Annotated in this window: 26 protein-coding genes; 9 read left to right on the top strand and 17 right to left on the bottom strand. The window is 66.6% G+C overall.

The window, feature by feature from the left end; all coding sequences use genetic code 11:
* Window positions 1-271: 271 nt before the first annotated feature.
* Complete coding sequence (locus tag AC07WJ_RS30560; protein WP_494938486.1) at window positions 272-739, bottom strand: MerR family transcriptional regulator; 468 nt, start codon at window positions 737-739, stop codon at window positions 272-274.
* A gap of 163 nt (window positions 740-902) precedes the next feature.
* Here AC07WJ_RS30560 and AC07WJ_RS30555 point away from each other — a divergent pair, with 163 nt between their 5' ends.
* The 6 genes from AC07WJ_RS30555 to AC07WJ_RS30530 all read left to right on the top strand — a co-directional run bounded on the left by AC07WJ_RS30555 (window position 903) and on the right by AC07WJ_RS30530 (window position 6,169).
* Window positions 903-1,175 (top strand): zinc-ribbon domain-containing protein, encoded by a 273-nt coding sequence (locus AC07WJ_RS30555; RefSeq protein WP_494938485.1) that lies wholly within the window; start codon window positions 903-905, stop codon window positions 1,173-1,175.
* Window positions 1,176-1,272: 97 nt separating this feature from the next.
* On the top strand, window positions 1,273-2,154 hold the full coding sequence (locus AC07WJ_RS30550; RefSeq protein ID WP_494938484.1) for a cation diffusion facilitator family transporter: 882 nt from the start codon (window positions 1,273-1,275) through the stop codon (window positions 2,152-2,154).
* Window positions 2,155-2,278: 124 nt separating this feature from the next.
* Window positions 2,279-2,857, top strand: a complete 579-nt coding sequence (locus AC07WJ_RS30545; protein WP_494938483.1) for an invasion associated locus B family protein — start codon at window positions 2,279-2,281, stop codon at window positions 2,855-2,857.
* A 39-nt stretch (window positions 2,858-2,896) separates the two neighbouring features.
* Window positions 2,897-4,459, top strand: coding sequence for a VOC family protein (locus AC07WJ_RS30540; RefSeq protein ID WP_494938482.1), 1,563 nt, complete (start codon window positions 2,897-2,899; stop codon window positions 4,457-4,459).
* A gap of 287 nt (window positions 4,460-4,746) precedes the next feature.
* The gene (locus AC07WJ_RS30535; RefSeq protein ID WP_494938481.1) at window positions 4,747-5,469 is read left to right on the top strand and encodes a hypothetical protein; all 723 of its coding nucleotides are present in this window, start codon (window positions 4,747-4,749) and stop codon (window positions 5,467-5,469) included.
* Window positions 5,470-5,641: 172 nt separating this feature from the next.
* Window positions 5,642-6,169, top strand: coding sequence for an RICIN domain-containing protein (locus AC07WJ_RS30530; protein WP_494938480.1), 528 nt, complete (start codon window positions 5,642-5,644; stop codon window positions 6,167-6,169).
* Window positions 6,170-6,342: 173 nt separating this feature from the next.
* On the opposite strand, the gene AC07WJ_RS30525 is transcribed toward AC07WJ_RS30530, so the two are convergent.
* The 8 genes from AC07WJ_RS30525 to AC07WJ_RS30490 all read right to left on the bottom strand — a co-directional run bounded on the left by AC07WJ_RS30525 (window position 6,343) and on the right by AC07WJ_RS30490 (window position 14,982).
* On the bottom strand, window positions 6,343-7,032 hold the full coding sequence (locus AC07WJ_RS30525) for a GntR family transcriptional regulator (protein ID WP_494938479.1): 690 nt from the start codon (window positions 7,030-7,032) through the stop codon (window positions 6,343-6,345).
* Between the two features lie 127 nt (window positions 7,033-7,159).
* Window positions 7,160-8,581, bottom strand: a complete 1,422-nt coding sequence (locus AC07WJ_RS30520) for an FAD-binding oxidoreductase (RefSeq protein ID WP_494938496.1) — start codon at window positions 8,579-8,581, stop codon at window positions 7,160-7,162.
* Between the two features lie 82 nt (window positions 8,582-8,663).
* Complete coding sequence (locus tag AC07WJ_RS30515) at window positions 8,664-9,413, bottom strand: aspartate/glutamate racemase family protein (protein ID WP_494938478.1); 750 nt, start codon at window positions 9,411-9,413, stop codon at window positions 8,664-8,666.
* A gap of 45 nt (window positions 9,414-9,458) precedes the next feature.
* Entirely contained in the window at window positions 9,459-10,745 is a 1,287-nt protein-coding gene (locus AC07WJ_RS30510; RefSeq protein ID WP_494938477.1) for an NAD(P)/FAD-dependent oxidoreductase, read from the bottom strand.
* Window positions 10,742-12,415 (bottom strand): thiamine pyrophosphate-binding protein, encoded by a 1,674-nt coding sequence (locus tag AC07WJ_RS30505; protein ID WP_494938476.1) that lies wholly within the window; start codon window positions 12,413-12,415, stop codon window positions 10,742-10,744. The genes AC07WJ_RS30510 and AC07WJ_RS30505 overlap by 4 nt, the downstream gene beginning before the upstream one ends.
* On the bottom strand, window positions 12,412-13,644 hold the full coding sequence (locus AC07WJ_RS30500) for a pyridoxal phosphate-dependent aminotransferase (RefSeq protein ID WP_494938475.1): 1,233 nt from the start codon (window positions 13,642-13,644) through the stop codon (window positions 12,412-12,414). The genes AC07WJ_RS30505 and AC07WJ_RS30500 overlap by 4 nt, the downstream gene beginning before the upstream one ends.
* Before the next feature lie 39 nt (window positions 13,645-13,683).
* Window positions 13,684-14,034 carry a RidA family protein gene (locus AC07WJ_RS30495; RefSeq protein ID WP_494938474.1) on the bottom strand — a complete coding sequence of 117 codons (351 nt, stop codon included), beginning with the start codon at window positions 14,032-14,034 and terminating at the stop codon, window positions 13,684-13,686.
* Window positions 14,035-14,064: 30 nt separating this feature from the next.
* On the bottom strand, window positions 14,065-14,982 hold the full coding sequence (locus tag AC07WJ_RS30490) for an NAD(P)-dependent oxidoreductase (RefSeq protein ID WP_494938473.1): 918 nt from the start codon (window positions 14,980-14,982) through the stop codon (window positions 14,065-14,067).
* A gap of 343 nt (window positions 14,983-15,325) precedes the next feature.
* On the opposite strand from AC07WJ_RS30490, the gene AC07WJ_RS30485 reads away from it, so the two are divergent.
* Genes AC07WJ_RS30485 through AC07WJ_RS30475 form a run of 3 tightly spaced genes read left to right on the top strand, consistent with a single transcriptional unit; the run spans window position 15,326 to window position 17,617 of the window.
* Complete coding sequence (locus AC07WJ_RS30485; RefSeq protein ID WP_494938472.1) at window positions 15,326-16,168, top strand: transporter substrate-binding domain-containing protein; 843 nt, start codon at window positions 15,326-15,328, stop codon at window positions 16,166-16,168.
* Between the two features lie 13 nt (window positions 16,169-16,181).
* Window positions 16,182-16,847 (top strand): amino acid ABC transporter permease, encoded by a 666-nt coding sequence (locus AC07WJ_RS30480; protein ID WP_494938471.1) that lies wholly within the window; start codon window positions 16,182-16,184, stop codon window positions 16,845-16,847.
* Window positions 16,847-17,617 carry an amino acid ABC transporter ATP-binding protein gene (locus tag AC07WJ_RS30475; protein ID WP_494938495.1) on the top strand — a complete coding sequence of 257 codons (771 nt, stop codon included), beginning with the start codon at window positions 16,847-16,849 and terminating at the stop codon, window positions 17,615-17,617. Before AC07WJ_RS30480 ends, AC07WJ_RS30475 begins: the two co-directional genes overlap by 1 nt.
* Before the next feature lie 571 nt (window positions 17,618-18,188).
* Here AC07WJ_RS30475 and AC07WJ_RS30470 read toward each other — a convergent pair.
* From AC07WJ_RS30470 to AC07WJ_RS30435, 8 genes are all read right to left on the bottom strand, one after another.
* The gene (locus AC07WJ_RS30470; protein ID WP_494938470.1) at window positions 18,189-19,064 is read right to left on the bottom strand and encodes an NAD(P)-dependent oxidoreductase; all 876 of its coding nucleotides are present in this window, start codon (window positions 19,062-19,064) and stop codon (window positions 18,189-18,191) included.
* Between the two features lie 25 nt (window positions 19,065-19,089).
* Window positions 19,090-19,377 carry a YciI family protein gene (locus AC07WJ_RS30465; protein ID WP_494938469.1) on the bottom strand — a complete coding sequence of 96 codons (288 nt, stop codon included), beginning with the start codon at window positions 19,375-19,377 and terminating at the stop codon, window positions 19,090-19,092.
* A gap of 20 nt (window positions 19,378-19,397) precedes the next feature.
* The gene (locus tag AC07WJ_RS30460) at window positions 19,398-20,132 is read right to left on the bottom strand and encodes an ABC transporter ATP-binding protein (protein WP_494938468.1); all 735 of its coding nucleotides are present in this window, start codon (window positions 20,130-20,132) and stop codon (window positions 19,398-19,400) included.
* Window positions 20,122-20,856 carry an ABC transporter ATP-binding protein gene (locus AC07WJ_RS30455; protein ID WP_494938467.1) on the bottom strand — a complete coding sequence of 245 codons (735 nt, stop codon included), beginning with the start codon at window positions 20,854-20,856 and terminating at the stop codon, window positions 20,122-20,124. Before AC07WJ_RS30455 ends, AC07WJ_RS30460 begins: the two co-directional genes overlap by 11 nt.
* Window positions 20,853-21,830: a branched-chain amino acid ABC transporter permease gene (locus AC07WJ_RS30450; protein WP_494938466.1), complete on the bottom strand. Its 978-nt coding sequence runs from the start codon at window positions 21,828-21,830 to the stop codon at window positions 20,853-20,855. Before AC07WJ_RS30450 ends, AC07WJ_RS30455 begins: the two co-directional genes overlap by 4 nt.
* The gene (locus AC07WJ_RS30445; RefSeq protein ID WP_494938465.1) at window positions 21,827-22,708 is read right to left on the bottom strand and encodes a branched-chain amino acid ABC transporter permease; all 882 of its coding nucleotides are present in this window, start codon (window positions 22,706-22,708) and stop codon (window positions 21,827-21,829) included. Before AC07WJ_RS30445 ends, AC07WJ_RS30450 begins: the two co-directional genes overlap by 4 nt.
* A 31-nt stretch (window positions 22,709-22,739) precedes the next feature.
* Window positions 22,740-23,138, bottom strand: coding sequence for a YciI family protein (locus tag AC07WJ_RS30440; protein WP_494938464.1), 399 nt, complete (start codon window positions 23,136-23,138; stop codon window positions 22,740-22,742).
* Between the two features lie 124 nt (window positions 23,139-23,262).
* Window positions 23,263-24,537: an amino acid ABC transporter substrate-binding protein gene (locus AC07WJ_RS30435; protein ID WP_494938463.1), complete on the bottom strand. Its 1,275-nt coding sequence runs from the start codon at window positions 24,535-24,537 to the stop codon at window positions 23,263-23,265.
* Window position 24,538 lies beyond the last annotated feature (1 nt).

Genomic DNA, 24,538 nt, shown 5'->3' with positions numbered 1-24,538 from the left:
AGGTGTCCGCCGCCGACAGGACTGAGATAGGCGCCCCGCCGTTCACTTGCCAATCACGAAATTGAGAAAATGCATGCTGCAAAACATTTCAGCGCAATCATAAATGCATAAGCGCACATACACAAGAAGGCGGCGATCCGTCACAAGGTGGTTTCGCGATGCCCAACCAGCGCAAAACATAGCGATGCCGTGAGCCGTCAGGCCTTGCTCACGCGACCTCGGTGATGGCCTCCCAGGCGGGTGGCGCAAAAATGAAAGTGACGCGTACGCGCTAGCGCGCGAGAGGGCCGTCCTGGTCGCCCGGATGATCCTGGGCGCAGAGCGCGTGGTTGCCGAGGACTTCGATAACCTGGCATGCGGCGACATTGCCGTGGCGACAGCTTCGGATCATTCGCTCCAGTTCGGTCTCAAGCGCCTGGAGCCGCAGGATCCTGCTGCGCACGCCGGCGAGCTGTTCGCTGGCGAGCCGGTCGGCGTCCTCGCAGGATCGGTCGGGCCGGTCCGACAAGGCCAGCAAGGAGCGTATCGCGTCGACCGGAAAGCCGAGTTCGCGCGCGTGGCGAATGAACATTAGCCGGTCTGCCTGGCCGGGATCGTAGAGCCGTTGATTGCCGTCCGACCGGAACGGCGCCGGCATCAAACCGATCGTCTCGTAATAACGGATCGTCGGCACCTTCGTCGCGGCGCGACGGGCCAAGCTGCCGATCGTCAGGCCGGCTCTTCGCTTTTTTTCGATCATGCTCAAAAAAACCACTTGAAGCTCTAGTCGCTAGAGCTTGCATAAAGCATGTCGGGCCGCCTTTCCACGGTGCGCGCGACCACGGCCGAGCTCTTCGCTTCAGCCCATCGCGCTCCGGCGATCGATCCGGTCCACCCGAAGTGACCCGGAACGGAGACAACCGATGAGCTTTTTCAAGGATCTGCTGGGCAACGGCCATCGCGGCCGGCAAGGTCATGGCCAGGGCGGCCATCATGGCGACGGCGCGCCCAACGGCCATCAATCTCGACCGTCGGCGCCGCCACCTTCCTGCCCGTCCTGCGCCGCGGCCAACCCAGCCGGCAGCCGCTTTTGCGGCCAATGCGGCACCGGGCTCGGCGCGCGCCTCTGCGTCTCCTGCTCGGCCGAGCGGCCTGCTTCCGCGAAATTCTGCCCGAATTGCGGAGCGGCGGGCTGAAGGCCCCCTGGCGACAATTTCCAACACGCGGCAATGTCACGTCGGTGCAGCCGCGTCTCGGTCATTCCCGATCGTTCGAGACTCGAGGAGACATTCCATGGGAACCGGCCACGACCACGGCGCCCGCACGCAGAACCAGACAAGGCTGACGGCCGCGCTGGCCCTCACCTCGACCTTTCTGGTCGCCGAGGTGGTCGGCGGCCTCCTGACCAACAGCCTGGCGCTGCTGTCGGATGCCGCGCACATGTTCACCGATGCCGTGGGGCTGACGATCGCACTGGTGGCGGTGCACATCGCCCGCCGGCCGCCGGACCTGCAGCGGACCTATGGCTATTACCGGTTCGAGATCCTGGCGGCGGCGTTCAACGCCATGCTGCTGTTCCTGGTCGCTCTCTATATTCTCTATGAAGCCTGGAAGCGCTTTGCCACCCCGCCCGAAGTCCAGTCCCTGCCCATGCTGGTCATCGCGGTGCTCGGCCTGATCGTCAACGTCATCAGCATGCGCCTGCTCGCCGGAGGCAAGGACGCGAGCCTGAACATCAAGGGCGCCTATCTGGAGGTGTGGAGCGACTTTCTCGGCTCGGTCGGTGTCATCCTGGGCGGATTGATCATCTGGCTGACCAACTGGACCTGGGTCGATACCGTCGTCGCGGTCCTGATCGGCCTGTGGGTGCTGCCGCGCACATGGATCCTGCTGCGCGAAAGCATCGACGTGCTGCTGCAGGCGGCTCCGGCCGGCATCGACGTGGCGGCGGTCGAGCAGGACCTCCTGGCGATCGAGGGCGTCGCCGGCGTCCATGACCTGCATGTCTGGTCGCTGACCAGCGACCGCAACGTCGTCACCGCCCATATCGTCACGCGAACGTCCCCGGACGGGATGGTGGCCTTGCGCAAGCGCGTCGAGGCGCTGCTCGAACAGCGCTACGACCTGCATCTTTCGACCATCCAGATCGAAGACGAGACCGGCCATGCCGATTGAGCTTCGAGCCGATCCGGCAAACCCGGCGGTTCCGGGTCGGGCGCGGCTTTCCGCCACGCCGGCCCTTGTCGCGGGGTGCCGTTTGCGCCACAACGCTCCTCCAGCAACTCCTGGATGTGCCGATATGACCAAGTCCTTCGTCGCTTTCGCCCTGACCGTTGCGACTGTTCTCGGCGCCGCTGCGCTCAATCCCCTCCCCGTCCTGGCACAGGCGGCGGCACCCGCGCCGGCGGCAACTCCCGCCCCGCCGGCCTCGACCTTGCCGGGCGGCGCTTCGTCGCTGCAGGAAACCTATCAGGACTGGCAGGTCGCCTGCCTGCAGCAGGGCGCCGGCAAGCGCTGCGCCCTGACCCAGCAGCAGGCCGACCCGCAAAGCCGGCAGCGCGTGATGGCGATCGAGCTGACGACGGTCGGCGACAAGGCGGAAGGCGTGCTCGTGCTGCCGTTCGGGCTGGCGCTGGACAAGGGCGTGACGCTGCAGGTCGACGACGGCCCGGTCGGCCAGCCGCTCAGGTTCCGCACCTGCCTGCCCGCCGGCTGCCTGGTGCCCTTGTCCTTCGACGCGCGGATGCTGGCGACACTTCGCCGCGGCACCGCCATCAAGGCGAAGGTCACCACCGATGACGGCCGTGAAACCGTCTTGTCGATCTCGCTGAAGGGCCTGGCCCCCGCCCTCGACAGGACCGCCGCCCTGCTGCGCTGACCGGCTGCACGGCGCCCCGCCCCCACCTCAGGACGCCTCATGTCGCATGGTCTGCACCACGTCACGCTGGTCACCGGCCAGGCCCAGGCCAACGTCGATTTTTATGCCGGCTTTCTCGGCCTCCGGCTGGTCAAGCGCACCGGCGGCTTCGAGGACGCCACCCAGCTGCACCTGCTCTACGGCGATCAGGCAGGCTCGCCCGGCTCGCTCGTCACCTTCCTGGTCTGGGAAGACGGCCAACGGGGCCGTGTCGGTCTCGGCCAGTTCACCGATCTCGCCCTGGCGATCCCATCGGCCAGCATCGGCTTCTGGCTGACGCGGGCCATGAGCCAGGGTGTCAAGGTCACCGGGCCCGCTCGCGAATTCGGCGAACCGGTCCTGCGCCTGACCGATCCGGACGGCGCCACGATCAAGCTCGTCGGGATCGACACGCTCGCCGCGGCAGCACCGCTGGCGGACGGGCCGGTGCCGGCGGAACATGCGATCCGCCGCCTGCGCGGCGCCACCGTGCTGTCGGACCAGGCAAGGGAAACCCAGGCCGCCCTGGCCGAGCATCTCGGCTATGTCGAAACCGCGCGCCAGGACGGCCTCATTCGCCTGACCTCGCCGGCCGGCGATACCATCGACCTGCGTGACGCGACCGGCTTCTGGCCCGGTGTCGGTGGCCCCGGCACGATCGACCACCTGGCGTTTCGCACGCCCGACCTGGACGGCTTGCGCCAGGCGCTTCGGCTGCTGCAGGACCAGGGCCGCGAGACGAGCCCGATCAAGGACCGGCGCTATTTCACCTCGATCTACTGGCGCGAGCCGGCCGGCGCCTTGTGCGAGCGGGCGACCGACGGGCCGGGCATGACCGTCGACGAAAGCCCGGACCATCTCGGCGAAATGCTGTTCGTGCCACCGGAGACGGCTGAAGCGGTCAAGCTGCAACTGCCGGATATCGCGCTGCCCGGCGAGCCGCGCGAACGGCGGCTCGAACTGGCCTTCGTGCACCGGCTGAAGCGGCCGGCCGATCCGGACGGCAGCACCATCGTCCTGCTACACGGCACCGGCGGCAACGAAACCGACCTCATGCCGCTCGCCCACCGGATCGCGCCGCGGGCAACGCTTCTCGGCTTTCGGGGCCGCAGCGCCGAGGAAGGCGTGCTCCGCTGGTTCCAGCGGTTCAGCCCGACGGCCTTCGACCAGGCCGACATCATCGCCGAGGCCGCAGCCTTCGCCGCCACCTTGCCCGAGGCCCTGGCGGGGCATGGTCTCGATCCCGAGCGGACGACCGTGCTCGGCTATTCCAACGGGGCCAATTTCGCGGTCGCCGTCATGCTGCTGCACCCGGGCGTCATCCGCGCCGCCGCCTTGCTGCGGCCGGTCCGCGTGCTGGAACAGCCACCGGAGGCGGACCTCTCGGGAACGCACGTCCTGACGGTCAGCGGCGCCAGCGATCCCTTCGCCGCTGAGGCCGATGGCCTGGACGACCTCCTGCGCGATGCCGGCGCGAGCCTCTCGCAACGCCGCCTGGCCGCCGGCCATCAACTGACCGATGATGACGAACGGACGGTCAGGGACTGGCTCACCGGTGAGCGATACGCGTCGCGGCAGGCCTGACCCGGCACCCTGCCCCGCCCTGCCCGCTGCCCCTGCCCTGCCCGCTGCCCCTGCCCGATCCTCTTTCCGCAATGTATCGGCACACGGGTAGTTGATGTCGTCACGGCGCCACGCTTCCCCCGTTCGGGGGAGGCAGATCCATCGCCGCCATGAAAGCCTTCGGCCCGTCTCTGACCAGAGAATCGCCGGAGCCTCTCATTGCGCCAGACCGTGCCGCCCGCCTCCCAGAATGAATTCCCCTCCAGGCCGGGTCCCGGCCGGTGGCACCGTCGGCAGCGGAGGGCGTCATGACCATCACGCTGGCCCTTCCGGAATGTCGCCATTCTGCCGCGGCCCTCGCCGTTTTCGACGAACTCGACAGCCGGGTAGTCGATGTCTTCGCCGATATCCATGGCTGGCGCGGCTGGAAGTTCATTTCCAACCGGCGCGCGCCGAAGCCACAGAGCCTGGCGCTGGCGCGCGAGATCATGCGCGCGATCGAATGGTATCAGGCCCATCGGGTCGAGACCGGTCTCAGGCTTGCCAACCGCCTGCCCGCCGACGAGGCGCAACTCCTCAGGTCGCTGTGGGACGGCGACGCGGATCGTCACCCCGATGCCGACAGCCACTACGCCCCCCTGACGCCGGCCTGTTTCGCGGTCGCGGCGGTGCGCAGCCGACTGGCCGAGACGGATAACGGCCTCGGCCTCATCGGCGCCGACTATCTGTTCGAGCAGCTGACCGCCCTGATCGCCCAGGCGGCGCTGCCGATGAGCGAGGAACGCGATGTCCAACATGACGGCATGCGTCTCGCGGTCATGCGGGCGGCCGCCAACACGTCACGCGTCGGCCACATCAAGCAACTGATCCTCGACATGGCGACACGCCAGCCGGAAAGCGCCAAAATCATGCTGCGCGGCTTCGACTGCTTCCGCGTGGTCTATCCGCTGCCGGTCTGGGACGAGGCCTATGAGCGCGCGCTGAAAAGCGACATGCCCGTCTGGGTTGGGGGCAATTCCAAGCGCTCCTAGACCGGCAAGCCAGCGGATCATTGGAGAATTCATCCCTGAAGGGGCCGGAGGTCTGCGCCACAAGACGGGTTGGCACGGAAAGCCGGCGATCGGTCATTCCAGCGCGTGACGCAAGGGAATAGTTGCCCTATCTAGGCCGAGCCTCGATGTGGGGAGGCTCGGGAAGGTGACCATGAATCGCATCGCTCCGTCGATGGCTTTGGCCTCGGCACTCATCGCTGGCTTGCTCGCCGTCAATGAAACCGCTTATGGGCAGGATCATGCGATCGACGCGAACGTCTATTACAAGTTGACGACGCAATTTCGTGGTCGAAACATGCCGCTGGACGTATTCAACGGCGGCCCCAGCAACAACAAGGTTCAATTGCGCCGCGCCGACAATGTCAGCGGACAATTCTGGCGTTTCGTGCGCGATGATGGCGGGTTTTACCGGCTCACGACCCAGTTTCGCGGACCGAATATGTGCCTTGATATCGATCCAGGACCAAACCAGCCGGAATTGCGCCCCTGTGGCAATTTCTCCGGACAGCTTTGGCGGCTCACCCGCGCTCAGGGTGGTTTTCGCTTGACCACACAGTTTCGCGGAACCGCGATGTGTCTGGATGTCGAGCCATCGACCAACCAGCCCGAGCTTCGTGCATGCGGCAATTTTACCGGCCAGTTCTGGAGCCTCGTTCCGACCGACAGCCCAGTGCGATGAGCACTGCGATCTTGGCGGCCTGACGGGCCTGAAGCCTCTCTCTCCACGTCAAAGGCCCCGTTCATGGCGGGGCCTTTATGTTGAGCCGGCCGGAGCGGCAAGGACAGTCCGACGCCTCCGTTGTCCCGCGATGTCTGCGGCCGAATGAGCCCGCGGCTCGGCCAAGCAGATCCTCAGCCGGTCACCGCGCGTGCCGTCGCCATGTAGATCTGGGCATAACCCTCCTTGATCGCCGAGGTGATCTGATCCAGCCGGCGGTCGATATGCTTTTCCAGGACCGAGACGCAGGCCGCCTCGTCGCGCGCCTTGACCGCGACCAGCACGGCGCGATGCTCGGCCTGGGTGTTCGAGCGGTTGATGCGGTCCATGTCGATCCAGCGAACGAAGCGGATGCGGGCATTGACGTTGCGCAGCACCCGCAACATCTCGGCATTGTTCGACATGGCCATCAGCCGCTCGTGAAAGGCCTCGTCGAGCTCGACCAGCTCGATCGCCGTGCGCTCGCCCGGATCCGGGCCGGTCGCATCGAGAAAGGCCAGCAGCGCATCGATATCGCTGTCCTTGGCCCGCCGGATCGCCAGCCGGGCCGACGCAAGCTCGATCGATTTGCGCAATTCGTAGAGATCGAAGATCTCATGGGCATCCAGTTCGCGGCAGAAAAAGCCCTTGCCCGGCGTGAAGCGCAGGAAACCCTCGGTGTTCAGCCGGTTCAGCGCCTCGCGCAGCGGCGTCCGGCTGACCCCGAGCCGCTTGGCGATATCGCCCTCGTTGAGCCGCTCGCCGGGCTTGAACTCATAGCTCACCGCCATGGCCTTGAGCTGCTCATAGACCCGATCGACAACGCTGTCGGAGATGATCTCCACGTGGCTTTCCTTAGCTGAATGCATTGCCGAACACACTTCAATATACGGGCCCCGACTGAACGCTGGCAATCGCGAAACCGGCTATTCCCGGCCTATTCGCGCGCCTGAAGCGGCCAATCGGCGACCATCAGGGGATCTCGAAAACCTTACCGGGATTCATCAGGCCGGCGGGATCGATCGCCGCCTTGATCCGTTGCATCAGCTCGAACTCAGGACCAGCGCGCCAATCGGCCAGCATGTCGGGTTTCAGCCGGCCGATGCCGTGTTCGGCCGAGAAGCTGCCGTCGAGCGAGCGCACCACTTCGTTGACGGCGTCCATCAGGTCATGGCTGCGCGCGAGGAATGCGGCGCCCGCCATCGCCTCGGGCTGGACGAAGTTCATGTGAATATTGCCGTCGCCCATATGGCCGAAGGGCACAGCGCGAATGCCGGGCATGAGCCGCTCGCCGGCCTCGGTCGCAAGCCTGATCAGCTCCGGCACGCGCGAGACCGGCACGGAGACGTCGTTCTTGACGCTGGCGCCGGCAAGCTTCTGCGATTCCGAATGTTCTTCGCGCAGCCGCCAGAGCGCCTGGGCCTGGGCCGCGCTTTCGGCGATCGCCGCATCGCTGACCTCGCCCGCTTCGAAGGCTTCGCCAAGGACCGCCTCGATGAGCGCGCGCAGGCCCGCATCCGGACGCGGCGAGGCAAGCTCGACCAGCACGTAATGATCGGCGGCTTCGGCCAAAGGCAAAGTCGCGCCGGGAATATGTTTCAGCACGAGGCCGACGCCCGTGCCCGACATATATTCGAAGGCCTGCAGGCTCGCCTCGTCGCGGTCGCGGAAACGACGGAACAGGGCGAGCGCCGCGGCGAGGTCGGGCACCGCGCAGAGAGCGACCTCCTGCGCCTTCGGCCGGGCGAACAGGCGCAGCACCGCGGCGGTAACGATGCCGAGCGTGCCCTCGGCGCCGACGAAAAGCTGACGCAGCGCGTAGCCGGTATTGTCCTTGCGCAACCGCCGGAGGCCGTTCCAGATCTGGCCGTCCGGCAGCACCACTTCGAGACCCAGCATCAGCTCGCGGGCATTGCCGTAGCGCACCGTGGTATTGCCGCCGGCATTGGTCGAGAGCACCCCGCCAATGGTGGCCGAGCCCTCGGCGCCGAGCGACAGCGGAAACAGGCAGCCGGCCTCGGCCGCCGCATCCTGCGCGGTCTTCAGGATGACGCCGGCCTCGGCGACCATGGTCATGTCGACCGGATCGATGTCGCGAATGCGGTTCATCCGGGCAAGCGACAGCACGACCTGACGGCCGCTCTCATCCGGCATGGCGCCACCGACCATCGAGGTGTTGCCGCCCTGAGGCACGACCGCGACGCCCCTGGACGACAGCAGCTTCATCGCATCGGCGAGCTGCCGCGTATCGGCCGGGCGCAGCACGCAAGGCGAACGGCCGTGATAGAGACCGCGCCAGTCGGACAGGTAGGGCTCGATATCCGGCGGGGCGGTGAGGACGCCGCGCTCGCCGAGCAGCGCGCGAAGATCGGCGATGAGGTTTTCTTGGGTCAGGTGATCTTGGGTCAGGGTGTCGCCAGTCACGTCGTCACCATGGGAGGCGGTCCCATGGTCCCGTTGCGGCCGAATGAGAGGATCAGGCAAACACGCGGGGGCGCAGGCCCGCGTGGAACCAGGTGATCATCGAATAGATGTCATAGACGGGAATGCCAACAGCCGCCTGAAGCGCCGCGGCATAAGGCGGCATATTGGTGCATTCCAGCACGATGGCACCGATATCCGGGTTTTGGGCGACCAGCGCCTTGCCGGCCTCGACGACGTCCTGTTCCGCCAGGGCCACGTCCATGTCCTCCTTCTCGGCCTTGATCAGCACGCGGAAGAATTCCTTGCCGTTTTCGGTGCCGACCATGGGCGTGTCGAGCGGCACGCCGGCGCCCTCAAGATGGGCAGGCGTCAGGGTCGAACCCGACACCGTGACCAGGCCGACGCGTTTCCCGGGCGGAAGCGTGGCCTGCACCCAAGGCACCTGCATCAACGACGAGGTCGCGACCGGCACCCCGACCGCCGCCGCGATTTCCTTCTGGAACAGCGACAGGAAACCGCAATTGGTGGTGATCGCCTCGGCGCCGAGCCGGACCAGGTCCTTGGCGGCGTCGATGAAGTCCGGCAACAGGCCGGCCGCGCCCTTCAGCACGACCTTTTCCGGGCTCGCGCCGGAAACCACCCGGTAGAGCACCGGGAAGGGCCAGGTCGTGCCATTGCCCATGTCGCCGGGAATGCGCGGAAACTTCGCCTCCAGCATCAGGATGCCGAGCGGCGCGCCATAGATGGCCTTGCCGCCGCGAGCGATGCGGGGCGCCGGAGCGGTCACGGAATGAACGGTCATGAGCCTGGTCCTTTCGAAGGCGGCAGGAGATCTTGAAGACGGCGGTCAGAGATAGCGGGCGGGATCGAAGGGGCCGACCGGGATCTCCGGTTCGCGGCCGCCGATGAGCTGGGCGACCACCCGCCCGGTCCGGGCCGAACCGACCAGGCCGACATGGCCGTGGCCGAAGGCGTAAACGACGTCGCGGCTGGCGCGCGAATAGCCGAGGCAAGGACGCCCGTCGGGCATGCTCGGGCGATGGCCGAGCCATGCCTTGACACGCGCGCCGGCCACGCTGGTGGCGAGTTCCCGAGGCAGTTTCGGAAACATGCCGATCAGGTGATCGCGCAGGATTTCGGCACGCCGCCAATTGGGTGCGGCATCGAGTCCGGCGATCTCCACCTGGCCGGCGGCGCGCAATCCCTTGTCGGTCCAGTTGATCACCATCTTGGCGTCGGAGGCCATGAAGGACGAGCGCGGGCCGGCCTCGGGGTTCTCGATCATGACGTGATAGCCGCGCTCGGTTTCGAGCGGCAGGCTGTCGCCGATCGAGGCGGCCAGCGGTTTGGAGCGGGCGCCGGCCGCGATCACCGCGGTATCGCAGGCGATCTCGCCGCCATCGGTGACGACGGCGACCAGCTTGCCGTCGGCGAGCCTGAGCCTCCTGGCCTTGGCCTGGACGAATTCGGCGCCGAGCGAACGGGCGTGCTCGGCGAGACCGGCGACATAGGCGCCGGGGTCGCGGCAGCGGCCGGCCTCCTCGACCAGCACGCCGAACTGATAGCGTGGATGCAGTTCCGGCTCGCGCTGGCGCAACTCGTCGGCCGAGAGCTCGAGCCATTCGATGCCGACACGCTTGCGAATGGACCAGGCGAGCTTGTCGGCGTCGAAGGGCGCACGCGAGGGGTAGACATGCATGACACCCTGGCGCTCGATCAGATGACCGAGGCCGGCCTCGTCGGCGAGCTTCTTGTGCAGGGCCGGTGCGTCCTTCAGGAGCGCACGCAGTGCTATCGCGGTTTCCTCGACCTTGGCCTCGGTCCAGCCCGACCAGAGATATTTGACCAGCCAGGGCAAGGCCCGGGGCAAATAGCTCCAGCGGATGGCCAGCGGGCCCAGCGGGTCCATCAGGAATTTCGGCACCTTCTTCCAGACGCCCGGCTCGGCCGGCGGGATCACCGAATGGGACGACAGCCAGCCGGCATTGCCATAACTCGCCGCCTGCACATCGCCCGGGGTCGCCGGCTCGATGATCGTGACGCGATGGCCGTCACGCAGCGCCTCGATGGCGCTGATGACGCCAATGGCGCCGGCTCCGATGATGGCGACGTGCCGGCCGGTCTGTTCGCTCATGCGGAAACCTTCTCGCTCGGGACGAAATCCTTGCCGTGCGACTGGGCGCGCGGATCAAGCAGGCAATGCAGGATGGCGGGCTTGCCGGAGGCGAGCGCCCGCTCGAAAGCCGGCGCGAAATCCTCGGTCCGTTCGACCCTTTCGCCATGGCCGCCGAAGGCCTTGGCATAAAGCGCGAAGTCAGGGTTCTGCAACTGGGTCGCCACCACCCGGCCGGGATAGTCGCGTTCCTGGTGCATGCGGATCGTGCCGTACTGGCCGTTGTCGATGACGATGGCGATGATGGCGGCGCCATATTGCACGGCGGTGGCGAATTCCTGGCCGTTCATCAGGAAGCAGCCGTCGCCGGCGAAGGCGACGACAGTGCGCTCGGGATGCTGGCGCTTGGCCAGCACCGCCGCCGGCACGCCATAACCCATCGAGCCGGAGGTCGGCGCGAGCTGGGTGGCGAAGGCATGGAAGCGAAGATGGCGGTGCAGCCAGCCGGCATAATTGCCGGCGCCGTTGCAGAGGATCGCATCCTTGGGCAGGCGGTCGCGCAGCCAGGCGACCACCTGGCCATATTGGAAGGCACCGGGCAGTTCGCGCGGCGTCTCGGTCCAGGCGAGATAGTCGGCATGGGCCTTGGCCGCCTCGCCCGCCCAGGCCGGCGCGGCCGCCGGCGTCAGTCCCTCGAGCGCCGCGGCGAAGCTTGCCGGTGCCGTCTGGATCGCGAGTTCCGGCTGGTAGACGCGGCCGAGCTCTTCCGCGCCCGGATGGACGTGGACGAGCTTTTGCTGCGGCACCGGCACGTCGATGAGCGTGTAGGACGATGACGGCATTTCCGACATGCGGCCGCCGATCAGCAGGATCAGGTCGGCACCGGTGACCCGCTGCTTCAGGCGGGCATCGGGCCCGATGCCGAGATCGCCGGCATAATTCGGGTGATCGGCCGGGAACAAGGCCGCGCGGCGGAACGAGGTCGCCACCGGCAGATCGAAGCGCTCGGCGAAGCGGGCGATCGCACCACAAGCCTCGGCGTCCCAGGCCGAGCCGCCCAGGATGACGATGGGGCGCTTGGCCTCGCCCAGCATGGCACCGAGGCGCGCGATATCGGTGGGTGCCGGCCAGCTCTTCGCCGGCTCGACGCGCGGCGCGTCGGCAACGGCCGCCACCTCGACCAGCATGTCTTCGGGCAGTGAAATCACCACCGGCCCGGGACGCCCCTGCATGGCGATCCGGAAGGCGCGCGCCACCAGTTCGGGGACCCGCTCTGGCCGGTCGATCTCGACCACCCACTTGGCCATGGTGCCGAACACCGCCTTGTAGTCGACCTCCTGAAAGGCCTCGCGCTCGCGCATGCCGGTGTCGACCTGGCCGATGAACAGGATCATCGGCGTCGAATCCTGCATGGCGATATGCACGCCGTGGCTGGCATTGGTGGCGCCGGGCCCACGGGTGACGAAGCAGATGCCGGGCCGGCCAGTCAGCTTGCCATAGGCTTCGGCCATCATGGCGGCGCCGCCTTCGGCACGGCAGACCACCACGTCGATGGCACTGTCATGCAGCGCGTCGAGCGCGGCGAGATAGCTTTCGCCCGGCACGCAGGTCACCCGCTCGACGCCCTGGGCGACCAGCTGGTCGACAAGGATCTGGCCGCCGGTGCGGGCGTTGGTCTGGATCTTGGTCATGACAGTTCCTTGCAGGCCTTGGCGATCCGGCCGGTGGCTTCCTGGAGGCTCGCCTCGGAAGCCGCGTAGGAGATGCGGAAATAGGGAGCGAGGCCGAAGCAACTGCCCGGCACCACGGCGACATCGTGCTGTTCCAGGAGATAGCGGCAGAAGGCGCTGTCGCTGTCGATCAGGGTGCCGTCAGGGGCGCGCCGGCCGATCAGACCGGCGCAGCTGGCAAAGGTATAAAAGGCGCCCTCCGGCCGGCGACAGGTGACGCCGTCGATCGCGTTCAGCGCATCGACCACCAGGTCGCGGCGGCGCTGGAAGGCGGCGCAGCGCTCGGCCAGCAGGTCCTGCGGTCCGGTCAGGGCTTCGACGGCGGCCGCCTGGCTCACCGAGGACGGATTGGTCGTGCTCTGGCTCTGCACCACCGCCATCGCGGCGATCAGTTCCTTCGGCCCGCCAGCGTAACCGACGCGCCAGCCGGTCATGGCATAGGCCTTGGACACACCGTTGACGGTGAGCGTGCGGCGCTTCAGGTCGGGCTCGATCTGGGCCGCGGTGACGAAGGGCAAGCCGTCATAGATCAGGTGCTCGTAGATATCGTCGGCGATCAGCCAGACATGGGGATGGCGCTTCAGCACCGCGAGGATCGGCCGGAGCTGCGCTTCCGAATAGGCCGAACCGGTCGGATTGGACGGCGAGTTCAGCAGCAGCCAGCGGGTGCGCGGCGTGATCGCCCGCTCGAGATCGGCGGCGTCGAGCCGGAAACCGTTCTCCTCGCGGCAGACGACATTGACCGGCCGGCCTTCGGCGATCTGCACCATGTCGGCATAGCTCGTCCAATAGGGTGCGGCCAGGATCACCTCATCGCCCGGGTTGAGCGTCGCCATGAAGGCATTGTGGATCACCTGCTTGGCGCCGGCCCCCACCGTGATCTCGTCGGCGGCATAGGTCAGGCCGTTCTCGCGGCGGAACTTGTCCGCGATCGCCGCCTTCAGCTCGGCGGTGCCGTCGAGCGTGGTATATTTGGTCTGCCCGGCACGGATCGCCTTTTCCGCCGCCGCCTTGACATGGTCGGGCGTATCGAAATCGGGCTCGCCGGCGCCCAGCACGATGACCGGACGGCCCTCGCGCTTCAGACGGGCGGCGGTGGCGCCGATCTTCAGGATCTCGGAGACGCCGATGGCGCTGATGCGCCCGGCGGAGCGAAAGCCGATCTCCGGCGAAGCCATTGACGTCATCATGTCCTCTTCAGCACCAAGGGGTCCTTGCGCGCGATCGGCTCAGCGGGCCGCGATCGCGATGATTTCGACGAGATAGCCGGGATCGGCGAGCTCGACCCGGCCGCAGGCGCGCGTCGGCGCATCGCCCGGGACGACCCAGGCATCATAGACGGCGTTCATCGCGTCGAAATCGGCCATCGACTTGAGCCAGATCTGCACGCTGAGCAGGCGTGATTTGTCGGTGCCGGCACGCGACAGCATGTCGTCGACCTTGGCCAGAGCCTGGCGGGTCTGGCTGGCGATATCGCCCGTCTTGTCATCGGCCACCTGGCCGGCAAGGAAGACCAGGTCGCCGAACACGGAAGCGCGGCTGCGCCGGGCATTCTGGTCGATGCGGGTAATCGCGGACATGAAGATTTCCTCCTGGAACGGATGATGGTGTCAGTGGCCGGTCGCGACGATGCGCCGGCAATGGTCGAGCGCGGCGCCGATCAGGTTGTCGCTCGCCTCGGGCGTGCGGAAGGCTGAATGGGCCGAAAGCGTGACATTGGGCAGCGTGGTCAGCACGTGGCCCGCCGGCAGCGGCTCGACGGTAAAGACGTCGAGGCCGGCATGGCCGATCTGGCCGGAACGCAGCGCCTCGACCATGGCATCCTCGTCGACGACCGCGCCGCGCGCCGTATTGATCAGGATGGCGCCCGGGCGAAGCTGCGCGATGCGCTCGCGCGACAGGAAGTTCTTGGTATCGTCGTTGAGCAGGAGATGCAGCGACACGACATGGCTTTCGGCCAGCACCCGCTCGAGCGGGACGAATTCGACGCCCGGATGCGATTTCGGCGAGCGGTTCCAGGCGATGACCTTCATGCCGGCGCCGGAAGCGAGCCTTGCCACTTCCGCGGCAATGCCGCCGAAACCGATCAGGCCGAGGGTCTTGCCGGTCAGCTGCACGCCATCGGTGCGCAGCCAGTTGCCGGCACGCATCGCGCCGTCCATGCGGGCAAAGCCTTTGGCGGAAGCCCACATCAGCGCGATGGCGCATTCGGCCACCGCGGTATCGCCATAACCCTTGATAATGTGCACGGAGATGCCGCGCTCCGCCAGTTCCTCCGGGTTCATGTAGCTGCGCGCGCCGGTGCCGAGGAACACGACGTGCTTCAGGCCCCGGCACTGCCCGGCGAGAGCGGTCGGCAGGTGGGTGTGGTCGACGATGGCGATCTCGGCGCCGCCGAGCACGCCGGGCAGCTCTTCCGACTTCACCTGAGGATTGCGGTTGATCGTCACTTCGAGGTCGCCGGGCCGGACCAGCCTCTCGGTCACGGCTGCCAAAGTGTCATTCGCATCGACGAAAACAGCACGCACCTGAAGTCTCCTCACATCTGAACGCGGCGCCGGGCCGAAGCCGGCACCAGACCTCGGCCTCAAGGCCGAGGCCGGCGGCTCTTGACCCGCCCAAAAACTGCGCCCAGAGTTGTATTCAGATTTGAATTCTGTTGGCAACCCCTTGTTTCGGGTCGCGCCACCGGCCCACCGCCTGGGGCCGCCAAGCGCTTGCCCAGGAAAGAGGCAAGCGGGCCAAATGATACCCAATCAGCCATTCTCGTAAAATACCATATTGCATTTCGATCTGAATACAGAAACAGTATCGCAAGCCTCGAGGAGCCGGGCGCCCCGGAGGCAGGGATCAGCAACAGAGGGTTTCGAGATGAATCGCAGGGACGCTTTCACCGCGGTCGCGCTTGCCGGCGCCGCCATCGCCGCCACTGCCGCGCCGGAACCGGCCACGGCGCAGAACGCCACCTCCACGCTCGACCGGATCAAGCGCACGGGCATTCTCAGGGTCGCGGTCATCGTCGGCCAGGAGCCCTATTTCCATAAGGATCTGCCGACCGGCGCGTGGTCGGGTGCCTGCATCGACATGGCCAATGACATCGCGTCCAAGCTCAGCGCCAAGGTGCAGACGGTCGAGTCGACCTGGGGCAACCAGATCCTCGACCTGCAGGGCGACAAGGTCGACCTCGCCTTCGCGGTCAACCCGACGCCGGAGCGCGCGCTGGTCATCGACTTCTCCACGCCGATCCTGGTCCACGCCTTCTCGATCATCACCAAAAAGGGCATGGCCAAGCCGCAGGCCTGGGAAGAGATCAACAAGCCGGAGGTCAAGATCGCGGTCGATATCGGCTCGACCCACGAGATGATCGCCCGGCGCTACTGCCCGAAGGCGACCATTCTCGGGTTCAAGAACCGCGACGAAGCGGTGCTGGCGGTCGCCACCGGGCGCGCCGACTGCACCTGCGTGCTGGCGGTGCTGGCGATCTCGACGCTCAAGAAGAACCCCAATCTCGGCGAATTCGTCATTCCCCGCCCGCTGCTCAGCCTGCCGACCAATATGGGCATCCGCGCCGAGACCGACCGGCGCTACAAGGACTTCCTCTCCGCCTGGGCCGACTATAACCGTTCGATGGGCCAGACCCGCGACTGGATGATCAAGGGCTTCGGCGCGGTTGGATTGACCATCGACGACATTCCCTCCGAAGTGCAGTTCTGAGGGAGCCCGCGCGATGCAATATGCGTGGGATTTCGGAGCGCTCAGACCCTATTGGGGCCTGATCGGCCAAGGCCTTCTCGTCACCATTCTCTATACCGTGACGACGGTCGCGGCCGGCGTCGTCATCGGCCTCGTCACCGGCATCCTGCGCACCAATGCCCCGCGATGGCTGTCAATTCCCTTGCGGGGCTATATCGAGGTGTTCCGCTGCACGCCGCTGCTGGTGCAGCTGGTCTGGGTCTATTACGCCCTGCCCGTGCTGATCGGCGTCGACATGTCGGCGGCCATGGCCTGTTTTCTCACGCTGTCGCTTTACGCCGGCTCGTTCTACGCGGAAATCTTCCGCGGCGGCATCGAGGCGATCGATCGCGGCCAGTGGGAAGCCGGCCGCGCGATCGGCATGCGCCGGGGCCGGATCTTCCGGCGCATCGTGCTGCCCCAGGCGATCCAGGTGATGATCCCCTCCTTCATCAACCAGACCATCCTGCAACTCAAGAACACCTCGCTGGTCTCGACCGTGGCGGTGGCCGACCTGCTCTATCAAGGCTCGGTCATCACCGCGGCGAGCTATCGGCCGCTGGAGGTCTATTCGCTGATCGCGCTGCTTTATTTCGTCGTGCTGTTTCCGCTCACCCTCGTCGCCGACCGGGTCGAACAACGCTTGGGAGCCCACCGGTGATCGAGGCCAGCCCCACCCTTTCCGCCCAAGGCATCCACAAGGCCTTCGGCAGCCACCAGGTGCTGAAGGGCGTATCGCTCGACGTCGCCCGCGGCGAGGTCGTCACACTGATCGGCGCCAGCGGCTCCGGCAAGTCGACCTTCCTGCGCTGCCTCAACCTCCTGGAGCTGCCGCAGGCCGGCAAGCTCGCCGCCGGTGACCACCGCTTCGAATTCGGCAAGGGGCGCAAGATGCCCGACGACGCGCAGCTGGCGCTGCTGCGCCGCGACGTCGGCATGGTGTTCCAGCACTTCAATCTGTTCCCGCATATGAGCGTGCTGGCCAATGTGACCGAGGGTCCGGTGCAGGTGAAGGGCATGGCCAAGGCCGAGGCCGACGAACTCGGCCGCGACCTGCTGGCCAAGGTCGGGCTCGCCGACAAGGCCGACGCCTTCCCGAGCCGGCTCTCGGGCGGCCAGAAGCAGCGTGTCGCCATTGCCCGGGCGCTCGCCATGAAACCCGACGTCATGCTGTTCGACGAGGTCACCTCGGCGCTCGACCCGGAACTGGTGTCCGAGGTGCTGGCGGTCATCCGCAACCTTGCCGCCGAAGGCATGACCATGATCCTGGTCACCCATGAAATGGCCTTCGCCGCCGACGTCTCCAACCGCGTCGGCTTCATGAACGAAGGGGTGATGGCCGAGATCGGCTCGCCCGACGCGGTCATCCGCAAGCCACAAAATCCGCGGCTCGCGAGCTTCCTGGAACGCTTCCACCAGGGGCACGGCTGAGAAGCCAAGGCCGCGCGGGCCGACGGTCGGATTCACACATCTCGCGAAGCCGTATTTTTCGGCGCGGCGCCCCAGTTTTGTTCCCTTTCGAAATCTCGCACCTGAACCGCCGCCCTCACCTCTCCCCGGCGGGGAGAGGTCGGCCGCGAGCGCAGCGAGCGGTCGGGAGAGGGGGCGAGGCGCGAGACGAGATTCACCATACGAAGCGCGCAAAGCGTTGTTCTGAAGCTACAATTCCCCCTCTCCCGGCGCCATAGCATCGAGCGAACGCGAGATGCGTTCGCACTCGCTACGGCGCCGACCTCTCCCCGCCGGGGAGAGGTGAGCGTGGAGGTTCCGACGCGAGATTTCGAAGGGCGACGCGTTCAGGCTCGTCTGAAAGATGCGTGCGAACGCCAGCGCTCCGGGCAGCGGTGAGGATGGTGGTTCTCGCGCGAAGCCTCAAAGGGCGACCGCCTTTCGCGCAAGCGACTGAACACTCGGGCATTTCGAATTCTTCCAAATCCGGTAGCCCTTGCAGGCGGGGCTGGCGCGACTAACGACGGCGACACCGGCGGTCCGCCACGCACCATCATCGGGCATCGAAGAGATCGACGACCGCCGCCATGTCGAGATGCCCGTCGCCCCTGCCCTCCATGGCCGACAGCGTCTGCCGGACGATCGCCGTCATCGGCATGAAGGCGCCGGAGGCCCGGCCGAGATCGAGCGCCAGGTCGGCGTCCTTGGCGATCAGGCTGATCGGCGCCGCGGCCGTCCAGTCGCGCTGCTTCAGCTTGTCGACCTTCGAGGCGATATAAGGCGAGGCCACGACGCTGTCGGCAATCGTGTCGATCATGGTCGCCCAGTCGAGGCCATTGCGCTGGCCGAAGTTCAACGCTTCCGCCAGCGCGCCATTGATCGAACCGACGATCAGGTTGATCATCAATTTGGTCACCCGCGCCTCCTCGCCTGCGCCGAGATAGGTGACCTTGCGGCCGAGCGCATCGAGGATCGGCCGGTGCCGGTCGAATGCCTCGCGGTCGCCGGACGCGAAGATCGCCAGCGTGCCGGCCGCGGCAAGCGCCGTCGAGCCGGACACCGGCGCACGCAGATAGGACAGGCCGTGGGCCGCGAGCCTCTCGGCGACCTGCTTCGACATGCCGGGCGAGACCGTGCTCATGTCGATGAAACAGGCCCCCGGCCGCAGCCCATGCTGCAATCCATCCGCTCCCGCGACGATGTCGAACAGCACCTTGTCGTTCGGAATCATCGAGACGACGACATCGCGGCCGGCGCCGAGTTCGCCCGGCGAGGCCGCCGTCTTGGCACCCGCTTCAACCAGCTCCGCCGTCCTGGCGGGATCGACGTCGAAGACCGTCACGTCATAGCCGGCCTTGATCAGATTGGGCGCCATCCGGCTGCCCATATTGCCGAGCCCGATCCAGCCGATCCGCGGACGCTCCGCCATGGCCTGCTCCTCTTCTGCCCGGGACTCAGGCACGGTTGTCGACACGCTTTTCGCAGCGATGGATATCGACCCTTTCCCAGACCCCGGCCTGGTAGAACGGATCGGCGCGGTTGAAAGCGACGACCTGATCCCGGCTCTCCGCTTCCATCAGGATGAAACTGCCGATCATGCGCGCGCCGTCGTCGGAGACCAGCGGGCCGGAGACGATGATCTTGACCGGGGCTGCCGCGAGATAGGTGCGATGGGCGTCGTAATGCGCCAGCCGCACCGGCAACGCGTCCGGCTTGTCGAGCCCGTGAAGCATGAAATGCATGGCGAAATTCCCCAGGATGGTCACAAGCCCAGATAGAACTGGCGGATCAGATGGTTGTCGTTGAGTTCGGCCGGGGAGTCGCCCTGAAAGGCGATCTCGCCGTGCACCATCACGTAGCCCCGGTCGGCGATGCGGATCGCCTGGGTGAAATTCTGCTCCGCCATCAGCACCGTCAGGCCGAGGCGGGTCTTCAGGGCGCCGATCTGGTCGATGGTCTGCTTGACCATGATCGGCGCGAGCCCGACCGAGGGTTCGTCGACCAGCAGGATGCGCGGGGCGGACATGATGGCGCGGGCGATCGCCACCATCTGCTGCTCGCCGCCGCTCATGCTGCCGACCCGCTGATGGCGACGCTCCAAGAGCCGCGGAAAGCTGTCGTAGCAGAAGGCCAGGTTCGCCTTGAGCGCGGCGCGCGCCTTCGGCCGATAGGCGCCGAGCACGAGATTGTCCTCGACCGAGAGCTGCGGAAACAGCCGCCGGCCCTCCGGCACCAGGACGATGCCGAGATCGACGATCTCTTCGGGAGAGCGGCCGGCAAGGTCGAAACGCTGGCCGTCGATCTCGGCGACGATGGAGCCCTGCGAGGGCTTGAGCAAACCGAGGATGCAGCGCATCAGGGTCGTCTTGCCATTGCCGTTGGTGCCGAGCAGCGCGACGATCTCACCTGGACGGACCTCGAGCGAAACATGCTCCAGCACGCGCACCGCGCCGTAGCCGGCCTGGAGATCCGCGACGACAAGGGAACTAGTTGCCAAGGTAGGCCGCCTCCACTTCCGGGGTCGCGAGCACGGCGCGCGGCTCGCCGTCGGCGATCTTGCGTCCCGCCACGAAGACGATCAGCCGCTCCGAAAAGGCCGTCACGGCGCGCATGATATGCTCGATCATGATGATCGCGGTGCCCGTCGCGTTGACCCGCATCAGGAGCTCGAGGATCTGATCGACCTCGGAGTTCGACAGGCCGGCCATGGCCTCGTCGGCGACCAGCAGTCGCGGACCGGGCGCCAGCGCGCGGGCCAGTTCCAGCTTGCGCAGGTCGACCTGGGTCAGGTCGCGCGGCGACGTCCGGGCTTTGCCGGCGAGACCGACGAGCTCGAGGCATTCCATAGCGCGCGCGCCGACCGCGCCCTGCCCCGCCGCGTTCCTGCCGGCGAAACGCAGGGGTACCGTGACGTTTTCAAAGACGCTGAGGCTGGCGAAGGGCCGTGGCAGCTGAAACGTGCGCGACAGGCCGCTCCAGGTCCGTCGATGCGGCGCCAGTCCCGCGAAGGCCTTGCCGGCGAAGGTCACGCTGCCGGAATGCCCGGTGATATCGCCAGCGAGACAATTGACGAAGGTGCTCTTGCCCGAGCCGTTCGGGCCGATCAAGCCGAGCCGTTCGCCGGCGCCCAGATCGATATCGATGCCGTCGAGCGCGGTGAAGCCGCCGAAACGCTTGCCGAGGCCTCTGACCGTCAGAAGGGGCTGGTGCGGCGTGGTCATGCCCCGACCCTCCGCCTGGCCGTCTTGAGCAGGCCGAGAATGCCGTTGGGCGCCATGGTGACGAAGCCGACCAGCACGAAACCGACGATCAGCAGGTTGATCGACGACGAGATGGTCACGGTGACGGCCTGCTGCAGCGTCCCCAGCAGCACGGCACCGATGACCGGCCCGATCCAGCTCTGCGTGCCGCCGATCAGCGGCATGGCCATCGCGTTGACGGTATAGCCGAGCGCGAAGGCCGATTCCGGATTGAGGTAGGAGGTGTAATAGGGCAGCGGCGCTCCGGCCATGCCCATCAGCGCGCCGCTGATGGTGGTCGCCACCAGCTTCAGCCGGAGGGTGGGTACGCCGGCCGCCTCCGCCGCCCGCTCGTCGTCGCGGATTGCCGCCAGGCCGAGGCCCAGCCGCGACCTTTCGATCGAACGGGCGACGACGACCGCGAAGGCCGCAATCAGCAGCATGAGCAGGAAGAGATATTCGCCATAGCTGGCGAACGGGGCGATGGTCCTGGGCTTGACCATATAGGCGCCGCGCGAGCCGCCGACATAGGGCCAGTTGACGATCAGCGTCTGCAGCACGACGGCGAGGCTGAGCGTGGCGATGGAGAAATAGACCCCGCGCAGCCGCAAGGTCAGGTAGCCCATCGCCAGGCCGAGAAGCCCGCTGACGACACCGCCGGCGACAATGCAGGAGATGAGATCCAGTCCCACCGCCTTGCGCAGCGCAACCGTCGTATAGGCGCCCGCCGCGAAAAAGGCGGCGGCACCGAAATTGACGTAGCCGGCATAACCGCCGAGGACATTCCAGCCGATGGCCAGGACGACGTATTGCAGCACGACATAACCGGCGAAATAGGCGTAATCGTTGCCGACCAGACGCAGCGCGATCATGACCATCACAAGCGTCGTGCAGGTGGCGAGCGCGAAGCGGCCAAGAGCGCGCGGCGCCGCGGCGTCGAGGACGAGGACCGTCATGACGCGCTCCCGAACAGGCCCTGGGGGCGGAAAGCCAGGACCAGAAGCAGCAGGCCGAAGGCCACCGCCGGCGACCAGGACGGGCCGTAGAGAGTCGCGGTGACATTCTCGATGACGCCGAACAGCAGGGCCGCGATCACGCAACCCGTCAGGCTGCCCATGCCGCCCATGATGACGATGGCGAAGACACGCCCGATGAAGACGTGGCCGGAGATGGCATCGACCGGCTGGACGACGACCAGCGCACCGCCGGCGACACCGGCAAAGACCGTCGAGAGGCCGAAAGCGATCCGCTTGATCCTGACCGGGTCGATCGCCAGGAAGCGCAGGGCTTCCTTGTCCTGCGCGACGGCGGCGATGGCGTGCCCGGTGAACGTCCGCTTCAGGAATATGATCAGGGCGCCGATCGCGGCGAGCGATACGAGCCCCGGGACCAGCATGCGCAAGGGCAGATCGACGATGCCGAGCCGCAACGTCTCGGAGGCATAGGGCACATCGACCCAATGCTGGTCCGGCCCGAAGGTCATGACCAGCCCGACTTCGATGATGAACATGATGCCGAAGAAGAAGGCGAGACCCTGGATCGCCTCGTCGCCGCGGCTCTCGAAGAAGCGGTGATAGCCGGCATAGAGCAGCGCCCCGCCGGCCCAGAACAGCGGCGCCATCAGCACAGAGAGAAGCAAGGGGTCCAGCCCGGTCAGGCGGGTCAGCACGACCACCGCGAAGGCGCCGAGGACCATGATGGCCGGCTGGGCGATATTGACCACATCCAGCATGCCGAACGAGATCGCAACGCCGACGGCGGCGATCGCGTAGAGGCAGCCGAGCAGCAGGCCGGATGTGACCCCGTTCAGGAGCAAGGCGAAGTCGAAGTCCATGAGGCTCCCCTCGATGCGCGGGCGCCGCGGTTCAAGTGAGTTCGAAACGTCCGGTGGCAAAGCCGAGGCGGATCGTCAGGCCGCCCTCGTTGACCAGCCAGGGCCGGACCCGGTAGCTGCGCGCGCCGCTCCGATGCATGGGGTCGGCGGCCGCGATCTCATTGGCCTCGGCGAGCGAGGCCGCCCTGACGACGACCATGCCCTCGCCTTCCCAGGACTGCTCGTCGTCGGTCCAGTGCGGCCCGGCGGCGAACATGATGCCGCGCTTTTCCAGGCTTTCCTGGTAGTCGAGATGAACGGGAAGATTGGCCATGACCGGCCCCATGCCGTCGGTCGGCCTGGTGAAGATCACGTAGAGCTGCTTGGCCAGGAAGCCCCGGGACTTGCTGACCTCGACGATATCCTGCGCGGAGACCTTGCCGGTGCTCATGGTCGATCCTTGACGTTTCGGTTGGCGGCCACGGTCGCCGGGGGAGCCGACGACCGTGCTGCTGGATTGACATCGTCGCGTCCGATGCCTCGGTCGACGCGGGACGCGGCTATGCGGGTGGCCGTCAGCCCGCCGGATAGGGCGTTCTCAGCGTGCCCGACCGGTACCGTTCGGGATGCAGGATGACCTGGGTGCCCGCCCGCTTGAACTGCTCGAGGTCGTTGCCCTGGATGCCCTGGTACTGGACATAGAGATTGCGCTCCTCAGTCCATTCGCCGAGCTTGTCGAAGCGGGTGTTGCCGATGATGGTCTGGAACTCGTTGGCGTGGAAATCCGCGCCGATCGCCGCCTGGTCGAGCTTGCCGACACGCCGGACAGCCTGTTCCAGCACCTGCATCTGGGCATAGGCGAGCGGCGGCGCATAGAGCCCGAGCGGATCGACCTTCTCGCGCTCGGCAACCTCGCGGTAACGCCGCAGGAAAGCCTTCACGCCGGGGAAGTCCATTGTCGGCTCAGGCGCATAGACATCCCAGCAGACCAGGTTGTTCAGCAACGGGCCGAGCTGCGCCTTGATGCCGGTGACCTGCGGCCCGATCATGCCGCCACCGAGCAAGGTGGCGCGCAACTTCAGTTCGGTCGCCGCGCGCAACAGCCCGGACGAATCGGGCGGATAGGACGCAAAGAAGACGAGGTCGGCTCGCGCCGACTGGATCGACCGGATGATCGGCGAGAAATCCACCGTGCTCGGCGGGTAAGCCCGGTCATAGACAATGCGAATGCCTGATTTCTTGGCCTGGCGGCGGGCGCTTTCCATCGCCCGCTGGGGGAAATCGGAATCGAGCCCGGCAATGGCGATGGTCTGCGGTTTCGGCTCGGCCTTGGCGGCGATCGCGAAGAAGCCCTTGGCGAAGTCTTCCTGCATGTCGCCGCCGGTCGGGCTGATATTGACGCAGCGGTCATATTGGAAGGCTTCGTTGGTCGCCGATCCCAGCAGCGTCACGAAAGCCATTTCCCGCTGCATGATGACCGGCATGGCGGGCGCAATGTTCGCCGTCGCATAGCTCGAGACGACCAGGTCGACCTTGTCGACCTCCAGGAGCTTGGTATAGATCGCCGGCACCTGCGAGGCGCTGCTCTGGTCGTCGTAATAGACCAGCTGGACCGGCCGCCCGAGCAGGCCGCCTGTCTCATTGACGCTCTGCGCCCAGATCTGATGCGCCAGTTGCGCCGGGCGGCCATTGCCGGCGAGGCCGCCGGTCATCGCCATGGAATAGCCGATGCGGATCGGATTGCCCGAAGGCGCCGCTGTCTGGCCACGCGCGCCCGGCGTGAAACCCGCGGCCGCCGCCGTCGCGGCAACCGCCATCGTGCCGATGGCTCTCCTGGTGACACCTGTCATG

The sequence above is a fragment of the Phreatobacter sp. GW821-FHT04C01 genome (assembly GCF_059420385.1).
This window is presented reverse-complemented; position numbering and strand designations above follow the sequence as displayed.